24 protein-coding genes and 2 tRNA genes are annotated in these 25,440 nt (G+C 62.1%); 3 read left to right on the top strand and 23 right to left on the bottom strand.

The annotated features are described in order from the left end of the window. Positions 1-13 precede the first annotated feature (13 nt). The 13 genes from hycI to AAAX34_RS04040 all read right to left on the bottom strand — a co-directional run bounded on the left by hycI (position 14) and on the right by AAAX34_RS04040 (position 14,550). The gene (gene hycI, locus AAAX34_RS04100; protein ID WP_349110068.1) at positions 14-517 is read right to left on the bottom strand and encodes a hydrogenase maturation peptidase HycI; all 504 of its coding nucleotides are present in this window, start codon (positions 515-517) and stop codon (positions 14-16) included. After that, on the bottom strand, positions 517-1,098 hold the full coding sequence (locus AAAX34_RS04095; protein ID WP_349076255.1) for a formate hydrogenlyase maturation HycH family protein: 582 nt from the start codon (positions 1,096-1,098) through the stop codon (positions 517-519). The genes hycI and AAAX34_RS04095 overlap by 1 nt, the downstream gene beginning before the upstream one ends. Then, positions 1,099-1,881, bottom strand: a complete 783-nt coding sequence (locus AAAX34_RS04090; protein WP_260699786.1) for an NADH-quinone oxidoreductase subunit B family protein — start codon at positions 1,879-1,881, stop codon at positions 1,099-1,101. 2 nt (positions 1,882-1,883) lie between these two features. Beyond that, positions 1,884-2,600: a formate hydrogenlyase complex iron-sulfur subunit gene (locus AAAX34_RS04085; RefSeq protein ID WP_349110066.1), complete on the bottom strand. Its 717-nt coding sequence runs from the start codon at positions 2,598-2,600 to the stop codon at positions 1,884-1,886. Position 2,601: 1 nt separating this feature from the next. Continuing rightward, positions 2,602-4,374 (bottom strand): hydrogenase large subunit, encoded by a 1,773-nt coding sequence (locus tag AAAX34_RS04080; protein ID WP_349088028.1) that lies wholly within the window; start codon positions 4,372-4,374, stop codon positions 2,602-2,604. Between the two features lie 4 nt (positions 4,375-4,378). After that, positions 4,379-5,944: a hydrogenase 4 subunit F gene (locus AAAX34_RS04075; protein WP_349110065.1), complete on the bottom strand. Its 1,566-nt coding sequence runs from the start codon at positions 5,942-5,944 to the stop codon at positions 4,379-4,381. Positions 5,945-5,947: 3 nt separating this feature from the next. Then, the gene (hyfE, locus tag AAAX34_RS04070; RefSeq protein ID WP_006234111.1) at positions 5,948-6,601 is read right to left on the bottom strand and encodes a hydrogenase 4 membrane subunit; all 654 of its coding nucleotides are present in this window, start codon (positions 6,599-6,601) and stop codon (positions 5,948-5,950) included. Between the two features lie 10 nt (positions 6,602-6,611). Continuing rightward, complete coding sequence (locus AAAX34_RS04065; RefSeq protein ID WP_055309579.1) at positions 6,612-8,069, bottom strand: hydrogenase 4 subunit D; 1,458 nt, start codon at positions 8,067-8,069, stop codon at positions 6,612-6,614. 16 nt (positions 8,070-8,085) lie between these two features. Next, on the bottom strand, positions 8,086-9,009 hold the full coding sequence (locus AAAX34_RS04060) for an NADH-quinone oxidoreductase subunit H (protein WP_055309580.1): 924 nt from the start codon (positions 9,007-9,009) through the stop codon (positions 8,086-8,088). A 17-nt stretch (positions 9,010-9,026) separates the two neighbouring features. Beyond that, positions 9,027-11,045 carry a hydrogenase 4 subunit B gene (gene hyfB, locus AAAX34_RS04055; protein ID WP_349110064.1) on the bottom strand — a complete coding sequence of 673 codons (2,019 nt, stop codon included), beginning with the start codon at positions 11,043-11,045 and terminating at the stop codon, positions 9,027-9,029. After that, positions 11,038-11,655 (bottom strand): 4Fe-4S dicluster domain-containing protein, encoded by a 618-nt coding sequence (locus tag AAAX34_RS04050; protein ID WP_161115541.1) that lies wholly within the window; start codon positions 11,653-11,655, stop codon positions 11,038-11,040. Before AAAX34_RS04050 ends, hyfB begins: the two co-directional genes overlap by 8 nt. A gap of 79 nt (positions 11,656-11,734) precedes the next feature. Further along, the gene (fdhF, locus tag AAAX34_RS04045) at positions 11,735-13,957 is read right to left on the bottom strand and encodes a formate dehydrogenase subunit alpha (RefSeq protein WP_349110062.1); all 2,223 of its coding nucleotides are present in this window, start codon (positions 13,955-13,957) and stop codon (positions 11,735-11,737) included. 74 nt (positions 13,958-14,031) lie between these two features. After that, positions 14,032-14,550: a 4Fe-4S dicluster domain-containing protein gene (locus AAAX34_RS04040; RefSeq protein ID WP_349110061.1), complete on the bottom strand. Its 519-nt coding sequence runs from the start codon at positions 14,548-14,550 to the stop codon at positions 14,032-14,034. Positions 14,551-14,978: 428 nt separating this feature from the next. On the opposite strand from AAAX34_RS04040, the gene AAAX34_RS04035 reads away from it, so the two are divergent. From AAAX34_RS04035 to AAAX34_RS04025, 3 genes are all read left to right on the top strand, one after another. Continuing rightward, a complete protein-coding gene (locus tag AAAX34_RS04035; RefSeq protein WP_349110060.1) occupies positions 14,979-15,302 on the top strand; it encodes a type II toxin-antitoxin system RelB/DinJ family antitoxin in 324 nt (107 codons plus the stop codon). Beyond that, positions 15,295-15,792, top strand: coding sequence for a hypothetical protein (locus AAAX34_RS04030; RefSeq protein ID WP_349110058.1), 498 nt, complete (start codon positions 15,295-15,297; stop codon positions 15,790-15,792). Before AAAX34_RS04035 ends, AAAX34_RS04030 begins: the two co-directional genes overlap by 8 nt. A 267-nt stretch (positions 15,793-16,059) precedes the next feature. Further along, the gene (locus AAAX34_RS04025) at positions 16,060-17,055 is read left to right on the top strand and encodes a hypothetical protein (RefSeq protein ID WP_349110057.1); all 996 of its coding nucleotides are present in this window, start codon (positions 16,060-16,062) and stop codon (positions 17,053-17,055) included. A 211-nt stretch (positions 17,056-17,266) separates the two neighbouring features. Here AAAX34_RS04025 and AAAX34_RS04020 read toward each other — a convergent pair. From AAAX34_RS04020 to AAAX34_RS03975, 10 genes are all read right to left on the bottom strand, one after another. Next, a tRNA-Gly gene (locus tag AAAX34_RS04020) sits at positions 17,267-17,340 on the bottom strand. A 6-nt stretch (positions 17,341-17,346) separates the two neighbouring features. Then, positions 17,347-17,423: transfer RNA gene (locus tag AAAX34_RS04015), tRNA-Pro, on the bottom strand. 91 nt (positions 17,424-17,514) lie between these two features. After that, a complete protein-coding gene (gene brnQ, locus AAAX34_RS04010; protein WP_349110056.1) occupies positions 17,515-18,873 on the bottom strand; it encodes a branched-chain amino acid transport system II carrier protein in 1,359 nt (452 codons plus the stop codon). 67 nt (positions 18,874-18,940) lie between these two features. Next, positions 18,941-20,080 carry an aminotransferase class V-fold PLP-dependent enzyme gene (locus AAAX34_RS04005; RefSeq protein ID WP_349110054.1) on the bottom strand — a complete coding sequence of 380 codons (1,140 nt, stop codon included), beginning with the start codon at positions 20,078-20,080 and terminating at the stop codon, positions 18,941-18,943. Continuing rightward, the gene (locus AAAX34_RS04000) at positions 20,077-20,328 is read right to left on the bottom strand and encodes a DUF3343 domain-containing protein (RefSeq protein ID WP_161159820.1); all 252 of its coding nucleotides are present in this window, start codon (positions 20,326-20,328) and stop codon (positions 20,077-20,079) included. Before AAAX34_RS04000 ends, AAAX34_RS04005 begins: the two co-directional genes overlap by 4 nt. A gap of 19 nt (positions 20,329-20,347) precedes the next feature. Then, on the bottom strand, positions 20,348-20,974 hold the full coding sequence (yedF, locus tag AAAX34_RS03995; protein ID WP_349110052.1) for a sulfurtransferase-like selenium metabolism protein YedF: 627 nt from the start codon (positions 20,972-20,974) through the stop codon (positions 20,348-20,350). Positions 20,975-21,033: 59 nt separating this feature from the next. Then, positions 21,034-22,083: a selenide, water dikinase SelD gene (gene selD, locus AAAX34_RS03990; protein ID WP_349110050.1), complete on the bottom strand. Its 1,050-nt coding sequence runs from the start codon at positions 22,081-22,083 to the stop codon at positions 21,034-21,036. Further along, entirely contained in the window at positions 22,076-23,293 is a 1,218-nt protein-coding gene (locus AAAX34_RS03985; RefSeq protein WP_271737875.1) for a glycosyltransferase family 4 protein, read from the bottom strand. The genes selD and AAAX34_RS03985 overlap by 8 nt, the downstream gene beginning before the upstream one ends. 14 nt (positions 23,294-23,307) lie before the next feature. Continuing rightward, on the bottom strand, positions 23,308-24,072 hold the full coding sequence (locus AAAX34_RS03980; RefSeq protein WP_271737876.1) for an acyl-CoA dehydratase activase: 765 nt from the start codon (positions 24,070-24,072) through the stop codon (positions 23,308-23,310). Between the two features lie 50 nt (positions 24,073-24,122). Beyond that, positions 24,123-25,286 carry a double-cubane-cluster-containing anaerobic reductase gene (locus tag AAAX34_RS03975; protein ID WP_349110048.1) on the bottom strand — a complete coding sequence of 388 codons (1,164 nt, stop codon included), beginning with the start codon at positions 25,284-25,286 and terminating at the stop codon, positions 24,123-24,125. Positions 25,287-25,440: the final 154 nt, after the last annotated feature.

Genomic DNA, 25,440 nt, shown 5'->3' with positions numbered 1-25,440 from the left:
GGAACAAGTGCTCCTACTGCTCTTGCCCCAAGCGGACAAAGTGGGAAAAGTCGTTGGCGGCCACGGCGTCGTACACGGCGTCCACGGCGTCAAAGACTTCCGGGGACATGGGGTTGTAGAACTCCGTGTCGCCCGGCTGAATTCCGACGAAGACGATATCATCGCACGATTGCTCAATCTCTTCGATCAGAATCGACAAGGGAAGCGAATGCGTGGTGAACATCGACTTGCGGGCCACATCACGTTTGTCGAGCAAGCGGATGGCGCCGACGGGCAGCGCCATGTCGGCGGCATCAACCAAAACCAAACGCGGCGGACACTCGCGCTTGACCTCGATGATGTCATCCTCGGGCGTTTGGCCTCCGTCGATGGTGTACCAACCGGCGATAGGTGCGTCTTCCATCTTTTTGGAGAGCACGGGGCCGGCGGCATCGTCGGCACGCAGCACGCTTCCCGCCGTGAGCACGATACCCGCAAACGGGGCGCCGTTCACACGTCCATCCACAACGCGACCCATTACTGCAACCTTCCCGTCAGATACACGCCCGACACATCGCGCACGCGCTCCACCAGATCGCGGAACTTCATCAGAAACGCGACCTGCTGGGCATGCAGGCCAAAGTCGTCGTCGAACACCGAGATGCCGGCCTTGGCCGACCCGCGAAAACCGCGCTCGTCGAGCAGCGCATCGCAGGCCTCGAGCAGCGACGGCACCGCCGCCTTGTCGAGCTGGCACTCACCAAAGGAGCGGATGGCCTCAAACTTGGTCTTAGCCTCCCCCTCCGGCAGCGCGTCGACGAGCGAATAGAACACATCCACCGACACCGACAGGCGCGGCTCAAAGCAGTCGAGCACGCCGGTGTGGTGGCCCACGGCGAGCGTGTAGTACAGCACGTCGCAGGCCTCCTGGGGAACGTCTTCCTCGGTCTCCACAAACTTACGCGTGAGCTCGTAAAAGACCACCTGGTCGGGCGCATGGCCCAGGCAAGGGTCGGCGACGCCCTCGGCGGCCTCGTCGCTTGCGCGCGAGGCATCGCCAAAAGAGCCGCCGAGCATGCCGGGACCCGCAAAGTAACCAGAGCGGTCCGTGAGCTCCATCTAGTGACCTCCGGCCAGCACCAGATCCTGCAGCGCCGAGTACACCTCGACGCGGCGAGGATCATCTTGCTTGTCGATGAGCAGCGCCATGGCGCCGCGGATATCGCCCTTGGGCGCGCCCTCAAGCGTATCCATAAACTCGTTGGCCAAGTCGCGGCCGTAACGGTAGCCGCTCATGGCGCGAGCTTCGCGCTCGATGGCCACACGCAGCTTGTACGGCACGCCGGGGTGCAGGATATCGGCCTGCTCGCCGGCGGCCTCCACCGTGGTCTCGGCATGGAGCTTTTGGTCCAGCAGGCCAAGTGCCATGGCAAAGCCGTAGACGGTCTGCGCGGGGCTGGGCGGGCAGCCGGGGATATAGACGTCGACCGGCAAGATCTTGTCCGTGCCGCCCCAGACGCAGTAGTTGTCGTAGAAGATGCCGCCGGTGCAGCCGCATGCGCCATAGGACACCACGATCTTGGGATCGGGTGCGGCCTCAAAGGCGCGCAGGGCCGGCATGCGCATGGCACGCGTCACGGCACCGGTGTACAGCAGCACATCGGCGTGACGGGGCGAGGGCACGACCTTGATGCCAAAGCGCTCGACGTCGAAGACGGGCGTGATGGAACCGAAGATCTCGATCTCGCAGCCGTTGCAGCCGCCGCAGTCAACACGGTAGACGTACACCGAGCGCTTGATCTTCTTAAGAAGGGTCGCCTTGGCCTTCTCGATGCTCTCGTCGAGCTCGATCTTGGTCGGGCGGTACTGGAGCCGCTCGGGCAAAAGCGTGGGTTCGGCCATGGTTACTCCTCCTTCGTTTCAAAATCCATGATGATGCCCTCGACCGGCGCCGGACCGGCGGGAATCTCGGGCGCATCGGGGTTGAGCTCGCGGTCGATATACTCCGGGTTCACGCCGTGGCCGCCCAGATACTCCATGCCGGGGCCCTGGGGCTCACCGGACGCAAGCGTCTCGTTGGCAGCCATGCCGTGCGCGTTGCCGGTCTTTACGGCCGAGGCGGCGCGCAGGGCGTCGAGCTCACGCTTGCACTCCTGGCACATACCGACGGTACGGGCAGCCTGCTCCGCCTCCATGCCGCCGGCCTTTTGCAGCAGGCGCTTGGCGTAGTCGATCCCCTTGTGCGGGGCAAACGGCTTGCCGCAACGCGAGCAGTGCTCGAGCGTATAGACGCTCTTGCTGGTAAGGTCGTCCTTGCTCATGACAGCCAGCTCAAACTCCTCGGTGAGCTTGATGGCCTCCATGGGGCAGGCTTCCTCACAGCGACCGCAAAAGATGCAGCGGCCGTAGTCGATCGACCAGGTAATGGTATCGGCCGCAAGGTCGGTGTCCATGCGAATGGCATCGGCCGGGCACGCCACACCGCAGGCACCGCAGGCGATGCAGAGCTCGGCGTTGTGCTCGGGTTTGCCGCGCATGTCCTTGTTGGTGGGGAACGGCGCAAACGGGTACTTGACCGTCGCGTCGCCGGCCTTGGCGTTAACCTTCCAAAGCTTCAGCATATTAGAGCGCCTCCTCATCGAGCGGAGCGGCCATGGTGCCCTCGCCCGCGAGCGGCGACTTGTCGCGCCAGACGTTCTCGAACTGCTCCTTGTCGAGCACGTGGTCGCGCTTGGCGGCGACATCGGTCACCGTCACGCGGTCGGTGCAGGAGTAGCACGGGTCGAGCGAGCCGACGATCAGCGCCGCATCGCCCACGGTGTTGCCGCGGAACATGTAGCGCAGGACCGGCCAGTTGCTGTACGTAGCGGCCTTGGCGCGCCAGCGGTAGCACTTCTGGTTATTGCCGAGCATGGCCCAGTGCACGTCCTCGCCGCGCGGCGCCTCGGTGGCGCCGATGGCGTACTTGTGCGGGGTGTACTCCCAATCCGTGGTGAGGATGGGGCCCGACGGGCAGTTCTCGAGCATGGTCTCGATCATGTCGATCGAATCGTAGACCTCCTGGATGCGAACGGCGGTACGGCCGAAGGCATCGCAGGTGTCAGCCGTAGCGGCGTGCATCTTTTGGACGTCCGGATCGGCGTAGCCGTCGAAGGGATGGTCAAAGCGCACGTCACGAGCATAGCCCGAGCCACGCATGAGCGGGCCGACCGGCGAGAAGTCGCGAGCGATCTTGCGGTCCAGAATGCCGATACCGCTCGTACGCTCGATAAAGTTGGGCGTGGAGAGCAGCATGTCGACGAGTTCTTGAACCTCGGAGCGCAGCTGGTGGATGGTCGTGAGCGTGGAAAGCTTCTGCTCGGCCAAAATGTCGCGACGCACGCCACCGATCACGTTGAGGCCATAGGTCTTGCGGTGACCGGAGAGCTTCTCGGCCAGGTCCATAGACTTCTCGCGGACGCGGAAGAACTGCTGGAAGCCGGAGTCGAAGCCGGTGTAGTGCGATGCGAGGCCAATATTGAGCAGGTGTGAGTGCAGACGCTCGACCTCAAGCATGATGGCGCGGATGTACTGGGCGCGCGGCGGGACATGAATGCCCTGGGCGCGCTCGACAGCCTCGGCGTAGGCCACCGAGTGGGCGCAGCCGCAGATACCGCAGATACGGTCGGCAAGGAACGTCACGGCATCATAATTCAGGCGCGTCTCGGCGACCTTCTCCATACCGCGATGCACGTAGAACAGGCGGTAGTCGGCATCGACGATCGTCTCGCCCTCCACGAACAGGCGGAAGTGGCCGGGCTCGTCGGAGGTGATGTGCAGCGGTCCCATGGGGACGAGCGTAGTCTCCTTGCCCTTGGTGTCGGCCAGGAATTCGTAGTTTTCCATGTCGCTCGCGGGGGCGGGGCGGAAACGGTAATCCATCGAATCCTTGCGCAACGGGTACAGCCCGCTGGGCCAATCGTCGGGAAGCACCAGGCGACGGCGGTCGGGCAGACCCTCGGGAATCAGGCCAAACATATCGCGCAGCTCGCGCTCGCCCCACACGCAGGCGGGGACGAACGGCGTCACGGACGGGAACGTCATCTTGGCGGGGTCGACCTCGGCACGCACGGTAACCCAGCCGGGGTCCTCCCCCTCCATGGAGATGACGTAGTACACGGCGTAACGGCCGCACAGGCTGCGCTCGTCGTTGCCGACAATCACAGGAATCCAGCCGTAGCGCTCGTAATACAGGTAGTGGACGGCCTCGGGCAGACGGTCCAGCTTGACGGTGATCGTCAGCTGGTCCTCGCACTGCCATTCGACCTTCTCGATAGCGCCCGGCACTGCAGCACGCAGGGCCTCGACGTGGCTTTCGCAGCGACGAGCGTAGTCCTTCTTTTCAGGTTCTGCCATGGTGCTAATTCACCTCACTTGTCTTGGTCTGGGAACTGAACACCATGCGGTAGAGAGGGGCCTCGTGCAGCTCTTCGACGCTCTGGTTCAAAACGACGGACGTTGCATCCTCGACGCCGCTCGTGATGGCGACCGGGGTGGCGATACCGAACCACATGACCACGATCGCGAGGGCGATCTCGGGGATGATCATAAGGGCGGGCACCTCGTGGCGCTTCATGCCCTCGGGCGCCTTGCCGAAGATGGACTTGAGCGCGATGCCGGTAAGGGCAAAGTACACGCCGGTGAGGCCAATGGCCACGAGCACGACCACCCAGATGGGACCGGACTGGATGCCGGCCACGAAGGTGAGGAACTCGGAGATGAACAGGGCGAACGGCGGGAAGGCGGCGAGCGCGAGCAGGGCGATGATGGTGAGCGCTGCCGTGACGGGAGCGATCTCGACGACGCCCTTGATCTTGTTCAGGTCGCGGGTGTGGTAGATGTGCTGGATGTTACCGGCCATGCAGAAGGCGAGCGCCTTCGTGAAACCGTGGAAGATGCAGTGCAGCAGGCAGGCGGCGATACCGAGCGGACCACCGATACCCAGGCACAGCGCGACCACGCCGACGTTGTCGACGGAGGAGTACGCGAAGCGGCGCTTGATATCGTCCTGCTTAAAGATGCACAGGGCGGCCACCAGGATGGACAGCGTGCCCAGGATGAGCAGGAGCGTACGCGGATAGGTGTCGCCCACCGTGATGATGGACAGGGAGTAGAAGCGGATGATCACCAGCATGGCGCACTTGAGCAGCACGCCCGAGAGCAGCGCGGAGACCGGGCTCGGAGCCTGGGAGTGCGCGTCGGGCAGCCAAGTGTGCATGGGGAACAGGCCCGCCTTGGTGCCGAAGCCGATGACGATGAACGCGAACGCGAGGCGCACGAGCATCGGGTCGAACTGGTCGGCGTAGGGCATGATGGAGGTGAGGAAGGCTGCCTCATGCGCGTTGGGCATGATATCGGCGGCGTTCGCGTAGATGAGCAGCGTGCCGAACAGGCCGAAGGCCACGCCGGCGGTGCAGACCATCGCGTACTTCCAAGACGCCTCGAGCGCCTGCTTGTTCTTGTAGATGCCCACGAGGAACACGGTCGACAGCGTGGTGGCCTCGACCGCCGCCCAGGTGAGGATGATGTTGTTGGACAGGCAGGCGAGCAGCATCGTGAAAACGAACAGGCTAAACAGCGCGTAGTACTGCTTGGTGCGCTCGGCCGGCATGGTCTTCTCCTTGATATCGATCTTGATATAGGAGATGGAGTACACGCCGGTGATGAACCCGATGATGCCTACCAGAAGGACGAAGATCGACGAGAGCGAATCGAGATGGAGCCACAGGCCCAAAGCGTCGATATTCCGCCCGCTCGAGAGCATGGTTCCCGCGGTGACGACCGAAAGGACGAGGGTCGCCGCGACGGAGATGGTGTTGAGCCCCGCAAAGACGCTGTAGGACGTCGTCTTGGGGAGCGCAGCCATAATCAGGGAGAACACGAGGGGACAAGCGAGCAGGGCGACCGTCAGCATTGAAACATCCATGGCCTACCCCTTCAATTCGGTCAGGTCGTGGGAGTCGAGCGACTTGGTGTCGTTCCAGATCCTCACGACGACGGCGGACATGATGATGACGGCGAAAATGGCGTCGGTGGCGATGCCGATCTCGATGATCTCGGGGGCCGTGGGCGCGAGCAGGGCGAGCGTCACGTGGCTACCGTTCTCCATAAGGCAGTACCCGAAGATTTGCTTGAGGATGTTGCGCTGGGAGATGATGCACGTGAGGCCGACGAAGAAGTGCGCGAAGCTGATGGCGAGGGCCGGAGTAGCCACCTCAGCGGTGGGCAGGCTCAGGCGCGTGACCACCGCGAAGCAGATGGCCACCTCCAGACCGGTGAGGATGATGGTCCAGGCCGGCTTGACGGAGGAGGTCAACGTGCTATCGGCAGGCGAACCCATCTTTTTGTAGGCACGGTTGAGAATGAACGGAACGAGGATCACCTTGGTGACGAAGGCCGACGCGGCCCACATGAGAAGCTCGGTGGCACCGGTGGTGAGGCCCAGGGTGAGCAGCACGCCCACCAGGACAACCGACTGGATCGCGTACCACTTGATGGCGGACGGGATGGTCTTCGAGACGACCACCATGGTGGAGGTCACGATCAGAAGACCGCCCAGGATATTGACTAACGAATAACCCATGTCCTACCTCCTAACCCATCCAACTAGAGGACAGAGGACCGGCGACGACGACCATGATCATGAGGACGACGAACACGAACGCCATGGCGCGCGGAAGGGGCTGGCCGGCGGCCACGGTCTCGCTCGGCTCACCGGGCAGGACCTTACCCATCCAACGCAGGAACCATGCGAAGGTGGCGACGGTCTCGACGACCATGACGCACACGAGGACGAAGATGACCGTGTTGGAAGCACCAACCGCGAAGCCACCGGAAATAATCTGGAACTTGGAGAAGAACGTGCTCATGGGGGGCACGCCGGCGATTGCGGTCGCGGCGACCGCGAAACCCACGCCCGTGACCGGGTACTTCTTCATGAGGCCCTGGATCTTGGGCAACATACGGGTTCCCAGCGTGAAGCTGAGGGAGCCGGCGATGAGGAAGAACAGGGTCTTGGTGAACGCGTGGTTGAAGATGTGCTCGACGGCGCCGTTGAACGCCATTTGGCTTCCGAACACGGAGAGGCCCAGGCCGAAGAACACGTAGGCGAGCTGCGCGATCGTCGAGAAGGCGAGCAGGCGCTTCATATCCTTCTGGGGCAGATACATGAGGAAGCCGAAGAGCATGGTCACGACGGCGTCGATGATGGCGACCCAACCGACGATCTCGGGGATATCGCCGGCGCTCGCAAGAGCGCGGGCGAACACGCACACGCCGACCTTAACCATAGACGCGCCATGGAGGTAGGCGGAAACGGGCGTGGGGGCCTCCATTGCGGAGGGCAGCCACATGTAGAGCGGGAACTGGGCGGACTTGGCCCAAGCGGCGAACAGGATGAGCAGCAGCACGACGGTCTTCATACCGGAATCGAGCTGGGAGATCGCGCTCAGCGCGAACGTGCCGGTTCCGGCGAACAGGAAGGCCGCGCCGATGTAGAGTCCCAGAGCGCCGATGTGGGTGATGATGAGTGCCTTCATACCGGCCTTCTTGGCCGTGGGCGTCATGTAGTAGCTGATGAGGCCCCAGGAGCACACGCCGGTGATCTCGAAGAAAACGAGCTGGCCGACGATGGTGGAGCTGTAGGCGAGACCGGCCATGGCGCCGATGAACGTGGAGAAGTACACGTAGAAGCGACGACGGGGCGCGTCGGGATGCTCCTTGTTCTTATCGCTCATATACGGGAACGAATAGATGACGACGAGCAGACCGATAGCGACGAACGCGGGTGCGAGCAGCGTGCTCATCCGGTCGAATATGAAGCCCATGACCAAGGTCTGACCCATACTCGCCCAGGTTACATCGACCGCGTTCATGCCGTTTCCGGCAAACGTCGCGGCCAAGCCAACGGAAGCGACCGTGGCGATGCCGCCGGCAAAGGCGCAGATCCATTTAGCGTAGGGACGCGGCAGCATGACGATGAGCAGGGAGCCCAGCATGGGGACGGCGATTGCCACCATGGCAAAGAGGGACAAGCTCGATTCGATTGACATAGTTTCTCCCTTCTCCCTACACGCCTACGACGACGAAGACGAACGCGAGGACCGCGATGCCGACGACGGCCCAGGTCTGGTTACCGAGCACCTTGAAGCGCGAACGGGAAACGGAGTTCTCGAGCACGCCGCAGACGACGAAATCGACCAGGCACTTGACGAGGAAGACGACGGCGCCCACGAGAGCGGTGACGCCGATGGTCGCGGGCTCTCCCCAGGGGATGAAGATGGAGGTGAACCAAGCGACGACCACGACCTGCTTCATGCCCATGGCGAGCTTCATCATGGCCAGGGACGGGCCGGAGAGCTCGGCGAGCGGGCCCTCCTGGAGCTCCTGCTCGGCTTCGGCCTGATCGAACGGAAGCTTGCCGAGCTCCATGTAACAGGCGGCCGCGAAGGCGACGCCAGCGAGGATAACGGCGACGACGCTCGAGACGTTGCCCGTAACGATGTGCTGGCCCATGGTCGCAATGTCCGTGGAGCCGCACACGATGGCGACGGTGAACAGCGCGATGAGCATGGACGGCTCGATGAGCACGCTCATGAGCAGCTCGCGGATACCGCCGAAGCCCGCGTAGGCGTTGGAGGAATCCACGCCGGACAGTGCGAAGAAGAAGCGGGACAGCGCGAGCGCGTACATGATGGTGATGGCGTCACCAAAGACGGGCATGGGGCTCTCGAGCGTGAACATGGGCAGACCCATGGCGAGCATGAACGACACCGCGAGGAACAGCGGCGGCATGATGCGCAGCACGAAGCTCGAGTCGGAACTCACGGACTCGGGACGCGCCATGAGCTTCGCGAGGTCCCGGTAATCCTGAAGGATGGACGGACCGCGGCGATTGTGCATCTTCGCGCGAATCACACGGGCGAGGCCGGAGAAGAAGGGCGCGACCAGCATGACCACGAGGCCCTGCGCTATCGCAAGAACGATGTTCATAATATCCTCTCCCCTCTCTAGACCATGACCACGGCGAGCACGAGGAAAACCACGAGCGCCGCGACGATGTAGCAGATGTATACGGAGTAGTTGCCGCCCTCGATCTTGGAGGCAAGGCCGGCCAGCTTGTCGGCACCCTCGCTCGGTGCATCGACCAGGAAACGGTCGGGCAGGGGCTCGACGCCCTGGGCGACACCGGTGAGCTTCTGGAACACGTGCGCGATGGACCAGCAGATCTTGGTGCATACCTCGCGCAGGGTGTAGAGCGGGCCCATGAAGAGCTCGACGTCGGACGCGAAGCTCGTGGCGACGACGGGCATGTGCTCGTTGGGCTCGTAGCCGCACGCCCAAGGGTCGGTCTTCTTAGCGGGGGCCTTGGTGCCGAGGCAGAACCTCAACACGAACGCGAGGCCGGTGAGGACCACGAGCGCGATGGCGATCGCGGGGGTGGAGGTGGCGGCACCGGAAATCTCGTTCACCAGAGACACGCCCGAGGTGGCCGTGACGGCGGAGCCGGCAAGCACGCTCTGGGCGACGTCGCCCAGAACCGGGGCGATGACGGGAGAGCCGATTCCCAGCACCACGCAGATGGCCGCGAGGAGCATCTGCGAGAACAACATCGGAGCCGGGGACTCCTTGGCGTTCGCAGCCTCCTGGGAACGCGGGCTGCTCGCGAACGAGACGCCGTAGGCCTTCACGAAGCACGTAACGGCCAGGGCACCGGTGATGGCGAGCGCGGCCGCGGAGGCGACGGCGAACACCATGACGACCGGGTCGGAGAGCGTCGAGATGTTGAACAGGGACTGGTAGGTGAACCACTCGGAAACGAAGCCGTTGAGCGGCGGGATGGCCGAGATGGCAAGGGCACCGATGAGGAAGCAGACGGCCGTGACCGGCATGCGGCGGAACAGACCGCCCATCTTCTCCATGTTGCGCGTACCCGTGGCATAGAGCAGGGAGCCCGCGCCGAGGAACAGCTCGCCCTTGAACATGGCGTGGTTGAGCGTGTGGTAGAGGGCGGCCATGAGCGCGATCGTCGCGATGACGTCGTTGCCCAGGGCGTGCGCCGTCATGGACGCGCCGACACCGAGCAAGATGATGCCGATGTTCTCGACGGAGTGATAGGCAAGCAGGCGCTTGATGTCGTGCTCGTGGAGGGCGTAGACGACACCCAGGACCGACGAGATGGATCCGAAGACCAGGACCATGAGGCCCCACCAGAGCTGGACGCCCGAACCCGCGAGCAGGTCGAGACCGACCTTGAGGATTCCCAGGATGCCGATCTTGATCATGCCGCCGGACATGAGGGCGGACACGTTGGACGGCGCCTCGGGGTGCGCCTGGGGCAGCCAGGAGTGCAGCGGGATGATACCGGCCTTCGCGCCAAATCCGAAGAACGCGAGGACGAAGCACGCGGAGGAGACGGCGGGTCCAAAGTCATGCGTACGGAAATCACTGAAGCTGAAGGAACCGCCCACGCCGTTGGTCATGAGCAGGAAGCTCGCCATGATGAGAACGAAGCCCACGTGCGCGATGACGAAGTAGAGCCAACCGCCCCTAATGGAGTTCTTGTTCTCCTCGATAACGACAAGGAAGTAGCTCGTAAGGGACATGAGCTCAAAGGCGACCAGGAACCAGAACACGTTGTCGGCGGTGATGACGAGCATCATCGAGGCGACGAAGGTGTTCATAAAGAAGCCGGCGCGCCCGACCTTGCCCGGGTACTCGTCGAAGTAGGACAGACCGTAGATGAAGCCCGCAAAGGCGAGAATCGAGATGAGGACCACGATCAGGCCCGCAAGGCCGTTGAGCAAGAGCTCGAGACGGGCGAACGGGAAGAAGAAGACCGTGTTGAGGGACGAAACGTCGCCAAGCACGGCCTCGAGGCCCGCGATGAACGACAGCACGGCCGCGACGGCGCCGATCAGGCAGCCGGCGGTCTTGGCGGCGTTGTCGGCCTTAATCAGCAGAACCGAGGCGAGCGCACCGATGCACGAGACGGCAAGCGATGCGATAAACAGCGTCATGCTATCCATTGTTTACGCTCCCTTCTGCTTTCTCGGACAGACCCTGGGCCACAGCCGCCACGTCGACGGCAGGGCCGTTCTCGATTGAGCGCAGGCGCTTGGCCTCGTCGAGCTCGCGATCGGCCGCGCCGCCCATGACGGTCAGCGCCTTGGTGGGGCACGCCGCCACACAATGCGGGCCGTCCGGATCGAAGGCGCACAGGTCGCACTTGACAGCGCAGGTGTACTGGCCAGGAGCCCACGTAAGCAGGCTGCTCAGGGACTTAGGATACGAAGGCGTCGGATCGCACATGCCTGCGACACCGGCGATAGACGTGCCATCGGGATGGATGGCTCCGAAGGGGCACGCGATGGCGCACAGCCTGCACCCGATGCACTCCTGCTCCTTGACGTGGATGCGATCGCCATCGTGCTCGATGGCATTCACCGGGCAAACCTCGGCGCAGGGGGCACCCTCGCAATGGTGGCAGGCAAGGGCGGCCGAAATACCGCCGGTCTTCACGAGCGCCAGGCGCGGCGTATCCTGAAGACCCTGCATCCGGTGGGCGTCGGCACAGGCGGACTGGCATGTTCCGCAGCCGATGCACCTCTCCGGGTTGATGTCGATGAAGCGGTTCATCCCCACTTCCTTTCAAAATAACGGGCCGGGCGTCCCGAACGTACGGGACGCCCGGCCCAAAAAGCCAACGAGAACGGGACTACACGATTTGATTCACGTGCGTCTCGTCGTCGAACTTGGCGGCGCCGGGCTCAACGTCTTGGGGAGCGGCGGCGTCCACCAGAGCCTGCTTGAGCTCGGTGTACTGACGCTCCACCTCGCCCTCAGCCCAGACCTGGTCGGCGATAGCGTCGACCTGGCAGGCGGAGAACTTGTCCTCGGGCGTATGCGAGACCGGGTCGACCTTGTGCATGGTCAGCTCGTTGCACTTGCCGATCCACCACTGGTAGGTCATGTAGACCGTGCCCTTGTTGATGCGATCGCTTATGTCGGCGCGGCTATATACCTGGCCACGGCGGCTGTGGACCGAGACGATGTCGCCATTCTTGATGCCGCGTGCCTGGGCGTCCGCGGGATTCATGCGGACAAAGCCGGGCTCGTCGGCAAGCAGCGCCAGCGTCTTGCAGTTGCCGGTCATCGAGCGGCAGCTGTAGTGGCCGACCTCGCGGACGGTGCACAGGATGAGCGGGTACTCATCGTCGGGAAGCTCGGAGGGCGCCTCCCAGTCGTGCGCCATCAGGTTGGCGCGGCCGTCCTTGGTGGTGAACTTGCCACCAGCGAACATGTCGGGCGTACCGTGGTCGTTCACATCGGTGTTCTTGACCGGCCACTGGGCGTAACCGCCCTCGGGAGCCATCTTCTCGTAAGTCGCGCCCACAAAGTTGGGGCACAGGCTAATGCACTCGTTCCAGATCTGCTCGGTGTTGTCGTAGTGCATGGGATAGCCCATGCGCGTAGACAGGTCCGCGAAGATCTCCCAGTCGTGACGGCACTCGCCCTTGGGCGGAACGGCCGCGTCAAAGTGCTGGAAGCTACGGTCGGATGCGGTAAAGACACCCTCGTGCTCGCCCCAAGAGGTGGCAGGCAGGATGACGTCGGCGAGCATAGTCGTCTGCGTCATAAAGATGTCCTGGCAAATGAACAGATCCAGCTCGGAGAGCGTCTTGCGCATGCCGGCCGAATCGGGCTCGGTCTGCACCGGGTCCTCGCCGTAGTTGTAGAAGCAGTGCACCTTACCCTCGTCGACCAGGTGGCCCAGGTCGGTGAGCTTGTAGCCCTCCTCGAGCGGGAGCTTTTCCTCGGGCACGCCCCAAGCCTTGGCAAACTTGGCACGCACTGCCGGGTCGGTGACTTTCTGGTAGCCAGGGTACAGGTTGGGCAGCATGCCCATATCGCAGGAGCCCTGGACGTTATTCTGGCCACGCACGGGCGCGAGGCCGGAGTTGGGTTTGCCGATCTGGCCGGCAACGCAGGCGATGGAGGCGATGGTGTGCACCGTCTTCAGGTTCTGCTTCTGCTGGCATACGCCCATGCCCCAGCCAATGATGGCAGAGGGCTTCGCCGTGGCGTACATCTCGGCAGCTTGGTGGATCAACGCGGGCTCGACACCCGTGATGTCCTGTACGGATTCGGGAGTGTAGTTCTTGATGGTCTCCCACCACTCGTCAAAGCCGTTCGTGTGTTCGGCGACGAATTCCTTATCGTAGAGGCCATCGTTGACCAAGCAGTTGGCAAAGGCGTTGAGGAACGCGACATTGCAACCGTTCTTGATCGGAAGGTAGAGATCGGCGATACGCGCGGTTTCGATATGGCGCGGGTCGGCGACGATGATCTTGCAACCCTTTTCTTTGGCTCGCACGATACGCCTTGCGACGATGGGGTGCGAATCGGCAGGGTTATAGCCGAAGAGGAAAATGCAGCCCGCATCCTCCATACCGGGGATGGAGCATGACATGCAACCTGAACCAACCGTGTCCATCAGACCGAGGACAGTAGGGCCGTGTCAAGTACGGGCGCAGTTGTCCACGCTGTGGGTGCCGATGCACGCACGCGTAAACTTCTGCATGACGTAGTTCGCCTCATTGCCGCCGCCTCGCGAAGAGCCGGTGGTCATGACAGCGTTAGGACCATATTCGTCAATTATGGCCTGCATCTTAGATGCGGTGAAATCCAGTGCCTCGTCCCAGCTTACGCGCTCAAGATCCGCGCCCTTGGTGCGGCGGATCATCGGGTGCAGTACGCGAGGAGTCAAGATCTTGGTGTCGTTGATGAAGTCGTAGCCGCTCATGCCCTTAAGGCACAGCTCGCTCTGGTTGGTGATGCCGTTGAGCGGTTCGGTGCCCACGACCTGGCCGTTTTGGACCAGGAGGTTAAACTGGCAACCGGCGCCGCAATACGGGCAGATCACTTTATGCTTCTCCATGACACCCTCCTTCCTTTCTCTGCTACCGAATGCTCGGTACTTATTTGACAATCATTGGGCCTGTCGCCCGACGCTTACGCCTCGTTTTCGATGGTGGCGCGGGCACGCTCGGCAGTCAGTTCTGCCAGACGCTCCTCGTCTACCAGGGTGAGGCCCTTGGTCGGGCACGCCTCGGCACACGCCGGACCGCCGGGACGGTCCACGCACAGGTCGCACTTGAGCACGAAGCTCTTAGTCTGCGAACCCACGCGAAGGTCACCCATCAAGACGGGGGCCTGCGTGGTCGCCACGCTCACGGCGCCAAAGGGGCATGCCATGACGCAGCTCTTGCAGCCGATGCAGTTGTCCTCGTTGACGCCGATACGATGGTTCTTTTGATCAAAGAACAAGGCGCCCGTAGGACAGGCCTTCGCGCACGGAGCGTCCTCGCAGTGGTGACATGCCACCGGCGCGGAGATCTCGTAGGTGCGCGTTACGCGCAGGCGCGGCGCGGCAATGTTGCCGGGGATGTCGTGCGCCTCGATGCACGCCGCCATACAGGTTTGGCACCCAATGCAGCGTGAGGAATCGGCTACGACTCGTTTATTGCCCATGTTGTTCACTCCCTCCTGAATCCCATGCCGGAGAGACCCTGCCGACGTTGCCCCGGACCGCCCGTGGTCCGGCATCGGCGTATCGAGCACATGCGGCGAAACAGGCACTTCGATAGAATTCCTCCAACGATATACAGGTTAAATATACGCAGTTGCAGGGGGCAAACTTGAGCATAGGCCCTGCAATACGGGTGTATTGCAGGGGTTTTGGCAGGTTGGAACTATTCTCGGATAGCTATAAAGGCGAGTGTATTACATGCGTAAATCCAGGGGAGATTTCACGCTCGTTTATAAAGGATGTAATACGTTTGATATATATTTCGCGCTCATTAACTTGAGTGCAATAAAGCAGTGGTTATAAGATTGGCTATTATTAGCCAATGTTGTATTTGACCATTCATATTGCACGCTCATTAAGGGGGCCAGTGATGTCATCGACGCAAAAACGAGCCATCCTGCAGGTGCGCATTCGCGAAGAGGACAAACAGCATGCCGAGCGCCTCTACGACGCCATGGGCACATCGCTTGCCGAGGCCGTTCGCCTTTTTGTCGCGCAGAGCATTTTGATGCGCAAGCTTCCCTTTCAGCCGGTCGCCGTGCGCTCAAAGGACGGCACCGCCGCCTATGAATCGCTCAAAGCATATGGGGACCCCAATCGCCGCTCCGAGGAGCGCAATGCCTGGATTGAGTACCTTGCTACAGAATGCGACGATTCGATTTTGGGTCCCGAGGAAGTAGATATCCATGAGTAGCACCATTATCGACGAGACCGTCATCCTACGCTACCTGCTTGACGACGACGAAGTTCTGTCACCGCGCGCCGCCAAGGTCATCGCCACGCGCACCGCTCGCGTCTACCCCGAGATTATCACGCGCGTCGTGGTCACGCTGCGCGACGTCTATAAGGTTCCCCGCGTTGAGATTGCTGCGGCCATGAAGAGGTTGCTCGATGACGTCATGGTCGACGAGCCCACCGTTGTCGCCCTTGCCGTCAAACTCTTTGGCAAGACCCATATGGACTTTACCGACTGCCTCCTCGCAGCCCGAACTGCCATCTACAACGATGATGTCGTGAGCTTTGGCAAGCCCATCATCCAAGGCATGATCGATTACCGCCGCAAGCGCCAAACCGCTGCCGACGCCCGCGACCGCGCCGCCGACGTCCGCGGCCGCGCCGCCGAAGCCCGCAGCCACGACACCGACTCCACCATCGACAAGCTCCGCCACCGCCCCCGCAGCTAACCCCATCCCCACCTAAGTTGCGGTGAAATAGTTCCTGGATTTAGGCTTATTCGAGCTTTCCAGGAACTATTTCACCGCAACTTTCTGTAAGGGTGGTTTTTAGTGCCGCCGAGGGGCACTAATCAACCGTTTGCCGATATGTTTGGCTCTGACTCATGACTCTGACCTGCCCCGTCAAGCTTTTGGTCAGTTCATGGCAAGGTCTGGCGGACCAAATATGGGATAGCGTAGTGTCATTCACTCCCCCTCGAGACCATGGGGTCGAAAATGAGTCATGATAAACGCTGTTCCAAACCGCAAGCAGAGCTATTCTTCCGGTTATTCGAGGCCCATCATGGCGGGCACCTGTTTGTAGCTACCAAAAAATGGGATGAACGCTGTGCCTACGCGCTCATGCAAAAAGAGATGATTATTCGACTCTACAACCATGTCTACGCTGATCCCGCGTATTGGAATGACCTCGGCGTCGAAGATCGCATCTTTCAATTGGCATCCGCTATTGCGGTCGTTGAACCGAATGCCGTGTTTTGTGGAGCAACGGCGGCACTGCTCTATGGCATCGGTTCTGCATATTCGCTTCTCGACAAGGTGCAAGTGCTGTTGCCGCGTTCCACCAGACGCGATATGTACGAATTCGTTGAATACCGACGCTGGCGGCCGGGCGACGTATGGCAGCTCGGTCCTTTTACGTTAACGAATCCATATCGCACGGTGGTCGACATCGCCCGAACTAACGCTTTTCGATATGCACTAGGCTATGTCGACGGATTGGCTCGTGAGTACGGTGTCGAGCGTGAAGAATTGCGTGCATATGCACAAACGAACTGCCGCGGACTGCACGGCATCGCGCGCGCATTTGACGTTTTTGAACACATGGATGGCAGATCGGATAACGGTGGAGAATCCGAAGCACGGGCGGCAATGATTCTGGCGGGAGTTGCCGCTCCCGAACTTCAGGTTGAAATCACTCGACCGGGAAACGCCGGCTATTATTTGGCAGATTACGGTTGGCAGATGCCAAACGGCTCTTGGATGCTGGCTGAGCTGCATGGACTAGGCAAGTTTGAGGACGATGCCCAAAATGATCCGGAACATACTGCGGCAAAAACCTATCGAGCTGCCCTCATGCGCGACACGAACCTGCGTGCCATGGGGCACAACGTCATTCATTTCAAGCTCTCAGACACCTACGATGTCAAAGCGTTCGGCTCCATGATGCGCGGCTACGGTATACCAACCACAAAACCCTACGCAGACTCCTGACCGGCTGTCCTCATCTTCTCGGCAACAGAACCCATCATCGACCCAGCCCGCTCGGCCTCAATAAGTTGCGGTCAAATAGTTCCTGGATAACAGCTTTTGCGGCTAATCCAGGAACTATTTCACCGCAACTTAGAAGGGGATGTGGGGTCCCGGCATGTATATGAAAACGGCTCTGGCACCAAAAGGAGCCAAAGCCGTTAAAGATATCCTATGGAGCGGGCGACGGGAATCGAACCCGCGTCATCAGCTTGGAAGGCTGGGGTTCTACCATTGAACTACGCCCGCAAGATATGGTCGGGACGACAGGATTTGAACCTGCGACATCCTGCTCCCAAAGCAGGCGCGCTACCAAACTGCGCCACGTCCCGAAGGTGTTGAGCAGCTAAGGTCTAAACCTTGCGTGTCCCAAAGCGAAGGAAATTATAGGGGAGACTCCCCGCCTGTGCAAGCATTGATGCCTTAGCTCCTCGAATGTGCGACAAAACGACTATGGAGCAGACCGATCACAAAGGCAACCACAGCAACCGGCGCCCACGCGGCTCCAATGTCCGCCAGCGGCAGCACATCGAACGGCAGCCACGCACCCGCAAAGAACGCGTCGCGGACCGAGGTGATCACGCTCTGCACCGCGACGACGCCGCCGACCCAAACCCACACCTGCGGATGCGCGTCGCAAAAACCGTGTACCAAACCCATGAGAACCAGCACGATGGCGACGGGATACAAGGCGTTGAGCATGGGCACCGAGAACATAAGGATCACATCGAGGCCCACGTTGGAGAGCACGCACGAAAACGCCGCGAACACAAAGGCAAGGATCGCGAAGGGGCGGCGCATGGCTTCCTCGGAAGCCTCCGCTCCCCCTTCAACCACGTACGTCTCACAGAAATAGCGCGCGCAGCAGCTAATGAGGCCGATGCACACGTTCATGCAGGCGAGGAAGAAGATGGCGAAGACCACGACCGTGCCAGCAAGCCCAAAATGCATGGAGGCCGAACGGGCGAGGATGGCGGCGCCGTTGGTGGCATCGGGCATCACGGTGCCGAGCTGCATACCGGCAAGGCCCAAGCCGCAGTAGATGATGGCCATGAGCACGCCGGCGATCACACCGGAACGCGAAATCTCAAAGGCCACGCGCTTGTCATCGGTAACACCCAACTCGTGGATGGTCTCGGCGATGATGATGCCGAAGGCGAGTGACGCAAGCAGGTCCATGGTCTGATAGCCGGTCAAAAAGCCCTGCACGGTAGCACCGGCATTGTAGGGAGCCTGCGGCGCGGCAGCCGGTCCCAGCGGCGAGATCACGGCAGCACCCACGACCAGCACGATGAGCGCAATGAGCGCGGGGCCCGTAATGCGGCCGAGCACGCGCGTGATGACGCCGGGGCGCAGCGTAAGTGCAAATGCGACCACGAAGAAGGCGACGGCGAAGACCAAGCGCGCGGTGCCAAGCGAGATGCCCTCGGGTAGCAACGGTACCAGCATCTCAAACGCCGTGGAGCTCGTACGCGGAATGGCAAGGCACGGGCCGATGGCCAGATACACTGCCGCAACAAAGAACTCGCCAAACTTGGGGTGCACGCGGCCGGCAAGCTCACGCGCCGTGCCGGCAAGCGCCACGGCGATAAAGCCCATGACGGGCAGGCCGATGGCGGCAATCAAAAAGCCAACCATGGCAAGCGGTGTGGCCGTGCCGGCCTGGAGCGCCAGCAACGGCGGAATAATGAGGTTGCCGGCACCAAAGAGCATCGAGAACAGCGCGATGCCGACGGTAACGACATGGTCGGAGCGCAGGTCACGCGGTGCGGATGAGGCCATAGGAACACCTTTCGGGTCGAAACAAAAACGGGACGGGCAAAAGGCCCGTCCCGCAAGTATATACGCTCTAGCAGGCTAAATCGCGCAAAGCGTCAATCGCGGTGTCGACTTCCTCGTCCGTGTTGAAATACCCAAACGAGAAGCGGACGACGCCCTGGCGCTCGGTCCCGAGCGCGCGGTGCATGAGCGGAGCGCAATGGGCACCGGGGCGCGTCGCAATCCCCCACCCTTGCATGAGCGCGTCCGAGATCTCAGCCGAATCGATATCGCCTACGTTGAGTGAGACGATCGCCGAGCGCGTCGGCTGGTCAAAGGCACCGTAGAGCTTAATACCCGGAATCTTGCGCACACCGGCAAGGAAGCGATCAGCGAGCGCACGCTCGTGGGCAGCAATCGCCTCGACCCCACCCTGGGCCTCGATATAGTCAAGGCCGGCAGAAAGTCCCGCGATGCCGTGGCCGTTGAGCGTGCCCGCCTCAAGGCGCGTGGGCCACTCAAGCGGCTGCAGTGGGTCGAAGCTGTGCACGCCCGTGCCGCCCATGGCCCACGGAGCCACGTCAATGCCCTCTGCCACGGCCAGGCCGCCGGTCCCCTGCGGACCCATGAGCCCCTTGTGGCCGGTAAAGCACACAACATCGAGCCCCATGGCATCCATGTCAATCTTCGCCGTGCCGGCAGACTGAGAGGCGTCGACGATCACCAGCGCGCCGGCCGCATGCGCGATGGCCACCACGCGCGCAATGTCGACCGCGTTGCCGGTCACATTGGAGGCGTGCGTCACCACCACAGCACGCGTGCCCGGCGTGACCAACCGCTCGAGCTCGTCGTAGTCGAGCGCGCCGCTCGCATCGCAACCCGCATGCTCAACCGTCACACCCTGTTCCGTCGCCAAGCGGTTGAGCGGGCGTAACACCGAGTTGTGCTCGAGCACCGTCGTGACCACGTGATCACCGGGACGTACCACGCCATTGATGGCGGTGTTGAGCGCCGCCGTGGAGTTGGGCGTAAAGCACACATGGTCCGCCCTCGGGCAACCCAAAAGGCGCGCAAGCTTGGCGCGGCAGCCGTGGATGGTACGCGCCGCATCGAGCGCACCCGACGTGGCGCCGCGCCCGGCATTGCCGAGCGAGCACATCGCCTGCGTCACGGCATCGATGACCGTCTGCGGCTTGTGCATGGTCGTCGCCGCGTTATCCAGGTAGATCATCGCACGACCTCCCACATATCAATCACGGTATAGCCCTCGGTAGGAACGCCCGCCTCGGCGAGTTCGCCGCGCAGCAGTTCCTCATCGGCAGGCAACGCCTTCCACGCCAAACCGCAGCCGGCAGCGACCTCCCCGGGCACGGGAATCGTTCGCCCGGGAAGGCCGCGCTCTATGCACAGGGACTCGCAACCCATGGCGGCCGCCGTGGTGGGAAACGTGATGACAAGCGCCGGGCGCTTCTCCCTCATGGCAACTCCAACCAATACGCTACGGGCGCACGACGCGCGCGGCCTGCTCCATCTTCTCCACGATCACGTACATGTTGGTGACCTCGCCCACCGCAAGCTGGTCTTTAATGCCATAGTGGTCGAGGCAGGTACCGCAGGTGAGAATCTCGACACCCTGCTCCGCCAAGCCCTTCAGGTCATCGAGCACCGGCGAGCCCTCGACGGTGAGCTTGGCACCGCCGTTGTAGAAAAGCATAGTCGCGGGCAGCTCCTCCTGCTGCGTCACGGCAAAGACAAACGCCTTCATGAGCTTGTGGCCCAGCTCGTCGTCGCCACGGCCCATGCAATCGGTATAGACGGAAATGACAAGTTTGCCCTTGCCGGCGCTGGCGTCGCAGAAAGCAGCGCCGTCCTGCTCGGGGTCCGCAACGGCCACGGCACCGGCGGTCGCGACGGTCACGTGCCACTCAGCGTCAGAAACCTTCTCGACTGAGGCCGTGCAGCCCTTCTCCTGCGCCATCTTGGAGATGTTCTTGACGGCGGTCTCGTTGTCGACCGAGGTCACGACTGTGCCCTCGCCATCGAGCTGCTTCAGGGCTTTGAGCGTCTTGACGACGGGCAGCGGGCAGGCATCGCCCATGGCATTGACTTCAATTTTGGTAGACATAGTTTTTCCTTTCAAAAGGGACCGCCCAGAACAGTAGGCGGTCGCATAAACGGTTTTCCTTAATGCACAACGCGAACGGCAGGACCGCCTGGTACCGGCTCGTACACGCGCCCGACGACGGCGGCGATACGTCCTTCGGCATGTAGACGGCTCGCAAGCTCATCCACATCGGCAGCAGGTGCCGCGATAAGCAGGCCACCAGACGTCTGCGGGTCGTACAGCGCGTCGAGCATGCCCGGCTCAAGGTCCTCGTCGGCCGTCACGCGCGGGCCAAAGAAGTCCTGGTTGCGGTAGGAGCCCGCGGGGATAATGCCCAAACGCGCCATGTCGAGCACCTGGTCAAAGAGTGGCACCGCCCCCGACGCAAGCTCAACTTGCACGCCCGAGCCCTCGGCCATCTCGCACGCGTGCCCGATCAGACCAAAGCCCGTAATGTCGGTGCAGCCGTGAAGCTCAAGTCCCTCGGCCAGACGAATCGGAGCCTCGTTGAGGGTGCGCATCGAGTCAAACATGGCTGCGGCCTCGTCCTGCTCGATGAGCTCGCCCTTAATGGCCGTGGTGATGATGCCCGAGCCAACCGCCTTGGTCAGCAGTAACGCATCGCCCACGCGCGCGCCGCTGTTGGCGAGCATGCTGTCGAGCGCGACAAACCCGCTCACGGACAGGCCGTACTTGGGCTCGTCGTCGTTGACGGTGTGACCGCCCGCGATGGAGCAACCCGCCTCGACGCACTTGTCGGCGCCGCCCGCCAGAATCTGACCGGCAACCTCAACGCCCAGACAGCTCGGGATGCACAGCAAGTTCATGGCATGGCTCGGCCGCCCGCCCATGGCGTAGATGTCCGACAGTGAGTTTGCCGCGGCGATCTGGCCAAATAGAAACGGGTCGTCGACCATCGGTGGGAAGAAGTCGATGGACTGCACGAGCCCAAGGTTCTCCCCTACGCGGAAGACGCTCGCATCGTCGGAGGTATCGAACCCCACGAGCAAGTTGTCGTTATGCACATTGGGTAAATCGCCCAGGACCTGGGCGAGGGCTCCGGGAGCCAACTTAGCGGCTCAACCGCTCGCGGCCGTCATGGATGTGAGCTTAATGGTGTCCTTAGCCATACGAACCCCCTTCCAACAAATCAACGACTTTAAGTATACGCCCCAGGCACGCTTCCCAAGAGACCGCCGACGGCTCGAACGTCGAAGGCGGCGCCGCAAGCGCCTGCGCGATAGCATCTGCCAGTGCGCGCTCAAACAACGGAAGGTCGGCCGCCTCGGGCGTGTCGACATCCGTCATACGCGGCGGCGCCACCCACGTCACGGGAGCGCCGGGAAGCATAGCCTCCATCCAGGGACGAACGCCGGGCAAATCGGTCGCCACAACTTTGCAGCCGCACGCGAGGGCCTCGATCGTCACGAGCGGCAGACCCTCGTAAAACGAAGGCAGCACAAAGACGTCGGAACTGCGGTAGGCGCGCACGAGCCCATCGCTATCCAGGCGCCCCGCCAGCGTCACCGGCACATCCGAGGCCGCGGCCAAGCGCTCGACACGCGCGTACTCGGCATCGTCCCCGCGACCGCCCACAAGCACCAAGCCAGATGGGCGGACGTCATCGTCAATCGGCAATGACACGGCTCGAACCAGCGACTCGACGCCCTTTTTAAAGCAAATCTTGCCCACGTACACAAGCGATCCCGGCCGCCTCGCCACGCTTGCGTCGCGGCAGAAGACGCGATGGTCGTAGCCCGTCCCAATCACGTGGATGCGATCGGCATCGACGCCGCACACCAGGCCAATCTGCTCAGCCTGCTCAGCATGGAGCGCAAAGACGGCATCGAGCCGACGAACCGCACTTACGATGCGATCGCGCTCGAGCGCATGCGAACGAAGCTGGCGCAGATCGGTCGAATGGCACACGGCAACAACCGGCACGCCCCGGACGCACTCGCGCGCCAATGCGGTCACCAGATACAGGTGATGGCAGAGCACCAGATCGGGCCGAAACTCAGCCACCGCCCGATCGATTGCAGCAGCAAATGCCCGCTCAAATGCCTTGAGCATCGAAGGCGTCAGGTCACGATAGCGTGTAGAGGGATAGGGCATGACATCGGACATACCGCAGATGGGAAACGGCAGCTCGGGCGACTCGAACGGTACGGCAAACACGGCAGCACGCCGGTCCAGCTCGCCTTGGGTATCACCCGGTGCCGCGCCGCAAAGCACGGCGGCGCGATGCCCCGTCTCGATCTGTTCGCGCACGAGCGCGGCAAGGTAGGTGCCGCTGCCGGTGCTATCTGGTTTTTGTGCCGAGATATTGAGGATGCGCATGTCGCGGTACACCCCTAGGCCAAGGCGGCGGCGCGGACAGCCGCGCCGATGGCACCGGCAAAGCGGGCCTGGGGCGAGGTGGTCACCGGCGACCCCAGCAGCTCGCCCAACCGCTCCACCACGAAGGCGTTCTCGCACAGGCCACCGGTCAGGTAGTACGGGGCGCCCGCGGCCTGCCCGGCCATGGTCGCCACGCGCGAGACCACGCTGTCGATCACGCCACGTGCAATGTTCTCGCGCGGCTCACCGCGACCGATCAGGCTGATGACCTCGCTTTCGGCAAACACCGTGCACATGCTGCTGATCTTGGTGGGCTCACCGGAACGCGCAAGGTCGGCCATCTGCTGTTGGGAAATACCCAGACGGTCGGCCATGATCTCCAAAAAGCGCCCCGTACCGGCAGCGCACTTGTCGTTCATGGCGAACTTGGCCACGCGGCCACTTTTAAGCTGAATGACCTTGGTGTCCTGGCCGCCCACGTCAATCACCGTGCCGTGATCGCCAAACAGGCGCACGGCACCGGTGCCGTGGCAGGTGATCTCGGTCACGACCTTGTGCGCATAGGGCACGGCGACACGGCCGTAGCCGGTCGCGATCACGCGCACGTCGTCGGCAGCCACGTCATAGTCGGCTGAAGCGAGCTCGCCGCGCAAGCGCTCGGCCGCATCGACCGACGAATACCCCGTCGGCATGACGCAGGTCCACGCAATGGCGCCGTCCGTCTCCACCACTGCAGCCTTCGCGGCCGTCGAGCCTATGTCGATACCAATGCCAACCACGGCATCCTCCTTCTATGCGGCAAAGCAACTATCCCTTTGCCGCATTTGTCCTACAGGGTTTCGATGAAGGCGGCGATGCGCGTCTCGATCTGGCCCATGTCACCGTTGCTGTAGTCGGTCTCGATCTTCATATACGGAATACCCGCACCCTCGACGGCCTCCTGCATGCGCGCGCTCTCAACGTTGAAGGTGTGGCAGGCCTGTAGCACACTCTCTACCACGCCATCGACATGGTACTTCTCGCACATGGTCAGTGTGTTCTCCATGCGGCCGTCGTTAGGCGTCATGACCGAGCAGTTGATATCCAGGTAGCGGTCGGCGATGGCGCGCAGAATGTCGGGCGCGTCCGGGTCGATCATCATAGCCGCCGTGCGCTCACCCGAGCAGTCGTCCATGCACACGACCACGCCGCCGTTGGACTCGATGGTGCGGCCGATCTTGTTGATCACACCGCCCACCGGGCAACCGGTGATCAGAATGCGCTTGGCGTCCGCCGCAACCGGGCGCTCGCCCGCGTCGTAGGCCTCGCGCAGCTTGGCGACCTTTTGCTCCAGCTGCTGCGTATAGGCCTCGATATCAAAGCTGAACGTACCGGCAAACATAGTGCTCATCAGGTCGATGCCGCTCATGGCCGCCGGCTGGTTGGCCTGCAGCGCAAACATCTCGAGCTGGGCCGCACGCAAGCGGTTGCGACGACGGACGGCAGCACGCAGGTCATCGTCGGTAATCGTGATGCCGTAGAAGCCCTCGAGCTCCTCCTTGAGCAGGCGGCACTCCTCGTACCAGCCTTCACGCTCGTAGGCGCGATCGCGACCCTGCGGAAGATGCAGAATGTGCGTGCGCTTGAGCTCGTTGAGTAGCTCGTACATCTTCTTCTTGCCGTCGCAGGTGGTCTCGCCGATGATCATGTCGCTAAAGTACGTAAACGGGCACTTTTGCGAATAGGCAAAACCATACGTAGACTTGATGAGCGGGCACAGGTTTGCCGGCAGCACCTTCTCGGCCTCGGGAATCACCTCGTCGGACGTGCCGCACAGCGCCACGCTCGCAGCCCCCGCGGCATCGATAATCTCGAGCGGCGTGTAGCTGCACAGAAAACCGACCAGGCGATTACCCGCCTGCTTATAATCCTTGACGCGAATAAACGCCGCCTTGCGTTGCTCGTTGAACTCCTCAAACGTGGACGGCAACGGCTGCTCAATATTTTCCGACATATAACTCCTTAACAAACCTTTTAACCAACCAAGGAAACGGCTTTCCCAGGTGCCCGAGGTTGCCGTGAAAGAGGAGCGCCGCGTACTTTGGTATGCAAGCGATGGTTTGAACGGCAAGATCGGGTGCTTGGGGAAGCCGCTGGACCGGATAGCC

The sequence above is a fragment of the Collinsella sp. CLA-ER-H4 genome, from assembly GCF_040092395.1.
In the GTDB taxonomy this organism is placed as follows: Bacteria; Actinomycetota; Coriobacteriia; order Coriobacteriales; family Coriobacteriaceae; genus Collinsella.
Note: the sequence above shows the minus strand (reverse complement) of the source record. Positions and strands in the feature narration are given on the sequence as shown.

What these genes read in the sequence shown, in the direction of transcription:
- hycI (WP_349110068.1), bottom strand. Translation starts at nt 517, where the DNA reads ATGGGTCGCGTTGTGGATGGACGTGTGAACGGCGCCCCGTTTGCGGGT.
- AAAX34_RS04035 (WP_349110060.1), top strand. Translation starts at nt 14,979, where the DNA reads ATGTCATCGACGCAAAAACGAGCCATCCTGCAGGTGCGCATTCGCGAA.
- AAAX34_RS04075 (WP_349110065.1), bottom strand. Translation starts at nt 5,944, where the DNA reads ATGGATGTTTCAATGCTGACGGTCGCCCTGCTCGCTTGTCCCCTCGTG.
- AAAX34_RS03985 (WP_271737875.1), bottom strand. Translation starts at nt 23,293, where the DNA reads ATGCGCATCCTCAATATCTCGGCACAAAAACCAGATAGCACCGGCAGC.
- AAAX34_RS04090 (WP_260699786.1), bottom strand. Translation starts at nt 1,881, where the DNA reads ATGGCCGAACCCACGCTTTTGCCCGAGCGGCTCCAGTACCGCCCGACC.
- AAAX34_RS04080 (WP_349088028.1), bottom strand. Translation starts at nt 4,374, where the DNA reads ATGGCAGAACCTGAAAAGAAGGACTACGCTCGTCGCTGCGAAAGCCAC.
- yedF (WP_349110052.1), bottom strand. Translation starts at nt 20,974, where the DNA reads ATGTCTACCAAAATTGAAGTCAATGCCATGGGCGATGCCTGCCCGCTG.
- AAAX34_RS04005 (WP_349110054.1), bottom strand. Translation starts at nt 20,080, where the DNA reads ATGATCTACCTGGATAACGCGGCGACGACCATGCACAAGCCGCAGACG.
- AAAX34_RS04025 (WP_349110057.1), top strand. Translation starts at nt 16,060, where the DNA reads ATGAGTCATGATAAACGCTGTTCCAAACCGCAAGCAGAGCTATTCTTC.
- AAAX34_RS04065 (WP_055309579.1), bottom strand. Translation starts at nt 8,069, where the DNA reads ATGTCAATCGAATCGAGCTTGTCCCTCTTTGCCATGGTGGCAATCGCC.
- AAAX34_RS03975 (WP_349110048.1), bottom strand. Translation starts at nt 25,286, where the DNA reads ATGTCGGAAAATATTGAGCAGCCGTTGCCGTCCACGTTTGAGGAGTTC.
- AAAX34_RS04040 (WP_349110061.1), bottom strand. Translation starts at nt 14,550, where the DNA reads ATGGGCAATAAACGAGTCGTAGCCGATTCCTCACGCTGCATTGGGTGC.
- AAAX34_RS04085 (WP_349110066.1), bottom strand. Translation starts at nt 2,600, where the DNA reads ATGCTGAAGCTTTGGAAGGTTAACGCCAAGGCCGGCGACGCGACGGTC.
- AAAX34_RS04030 (WP_349110058.1), top strand. Translation starts at nt 15,295, where the DNA reads ATGAGTAGCACCATTATCGACGAGACCGTCATCCTACGCTACCTGCTT.
- AAAX34_RS04095 (WP_349076255.1), bottom strand. Translation starts at nt 1,098, where the DNA reads ATGGAGCTCACGGACCGCTCTGGTTACTTTGCGGGTCCCGGCATGCTC.
- brnQ (WP_349110056.1), bottom strand. Translation starts at nt 18,873, where the DNA reads ATGGCCTCATCCGCACCGCGTGACCTGCGCTCCGACCATGTCGTTACC.
- AAAX34_RS04000 (WP_161159820.1), bottom strand. Translation starts at nt 20,328, where the DNA reads ATGAGGGAGAAGCGCCCGGCGCTTGTCATCACGTTTCCCACCACGGCG.
- hyfE (WP_006234111.1), bottom strand. Translation starts at nt 6,601, where the DNA reads ATGGGTTATTCGTTAGTCAATATCCTGGGCGGTCTTCTGATCGTGACC.
- AAAX34_RS04060 (WP_055309580.1), bottom strand. Translation starts at nt 9,009, where the DNA reads ATGAACATCGTTCTTGCGATAGCGCAGGGCCTCGTGGTCATGCTGGTC.
- hyfB (WP_349110064.1), bottom strand. Translation starts at nt 11,045, where the DNA reads ATGGATAGCATGACGCTGTTTATCGCATCGCTTGCCGTCTCGTGCATC.
- AAAX34_RS04050 (WP_161115541.1), bottom strand. Translation starts at nt 11,655, where the DNA reads ATGAACCGCTTCATCGACATCAACCCGGAGAGGTGCATCGGCTGCGGA.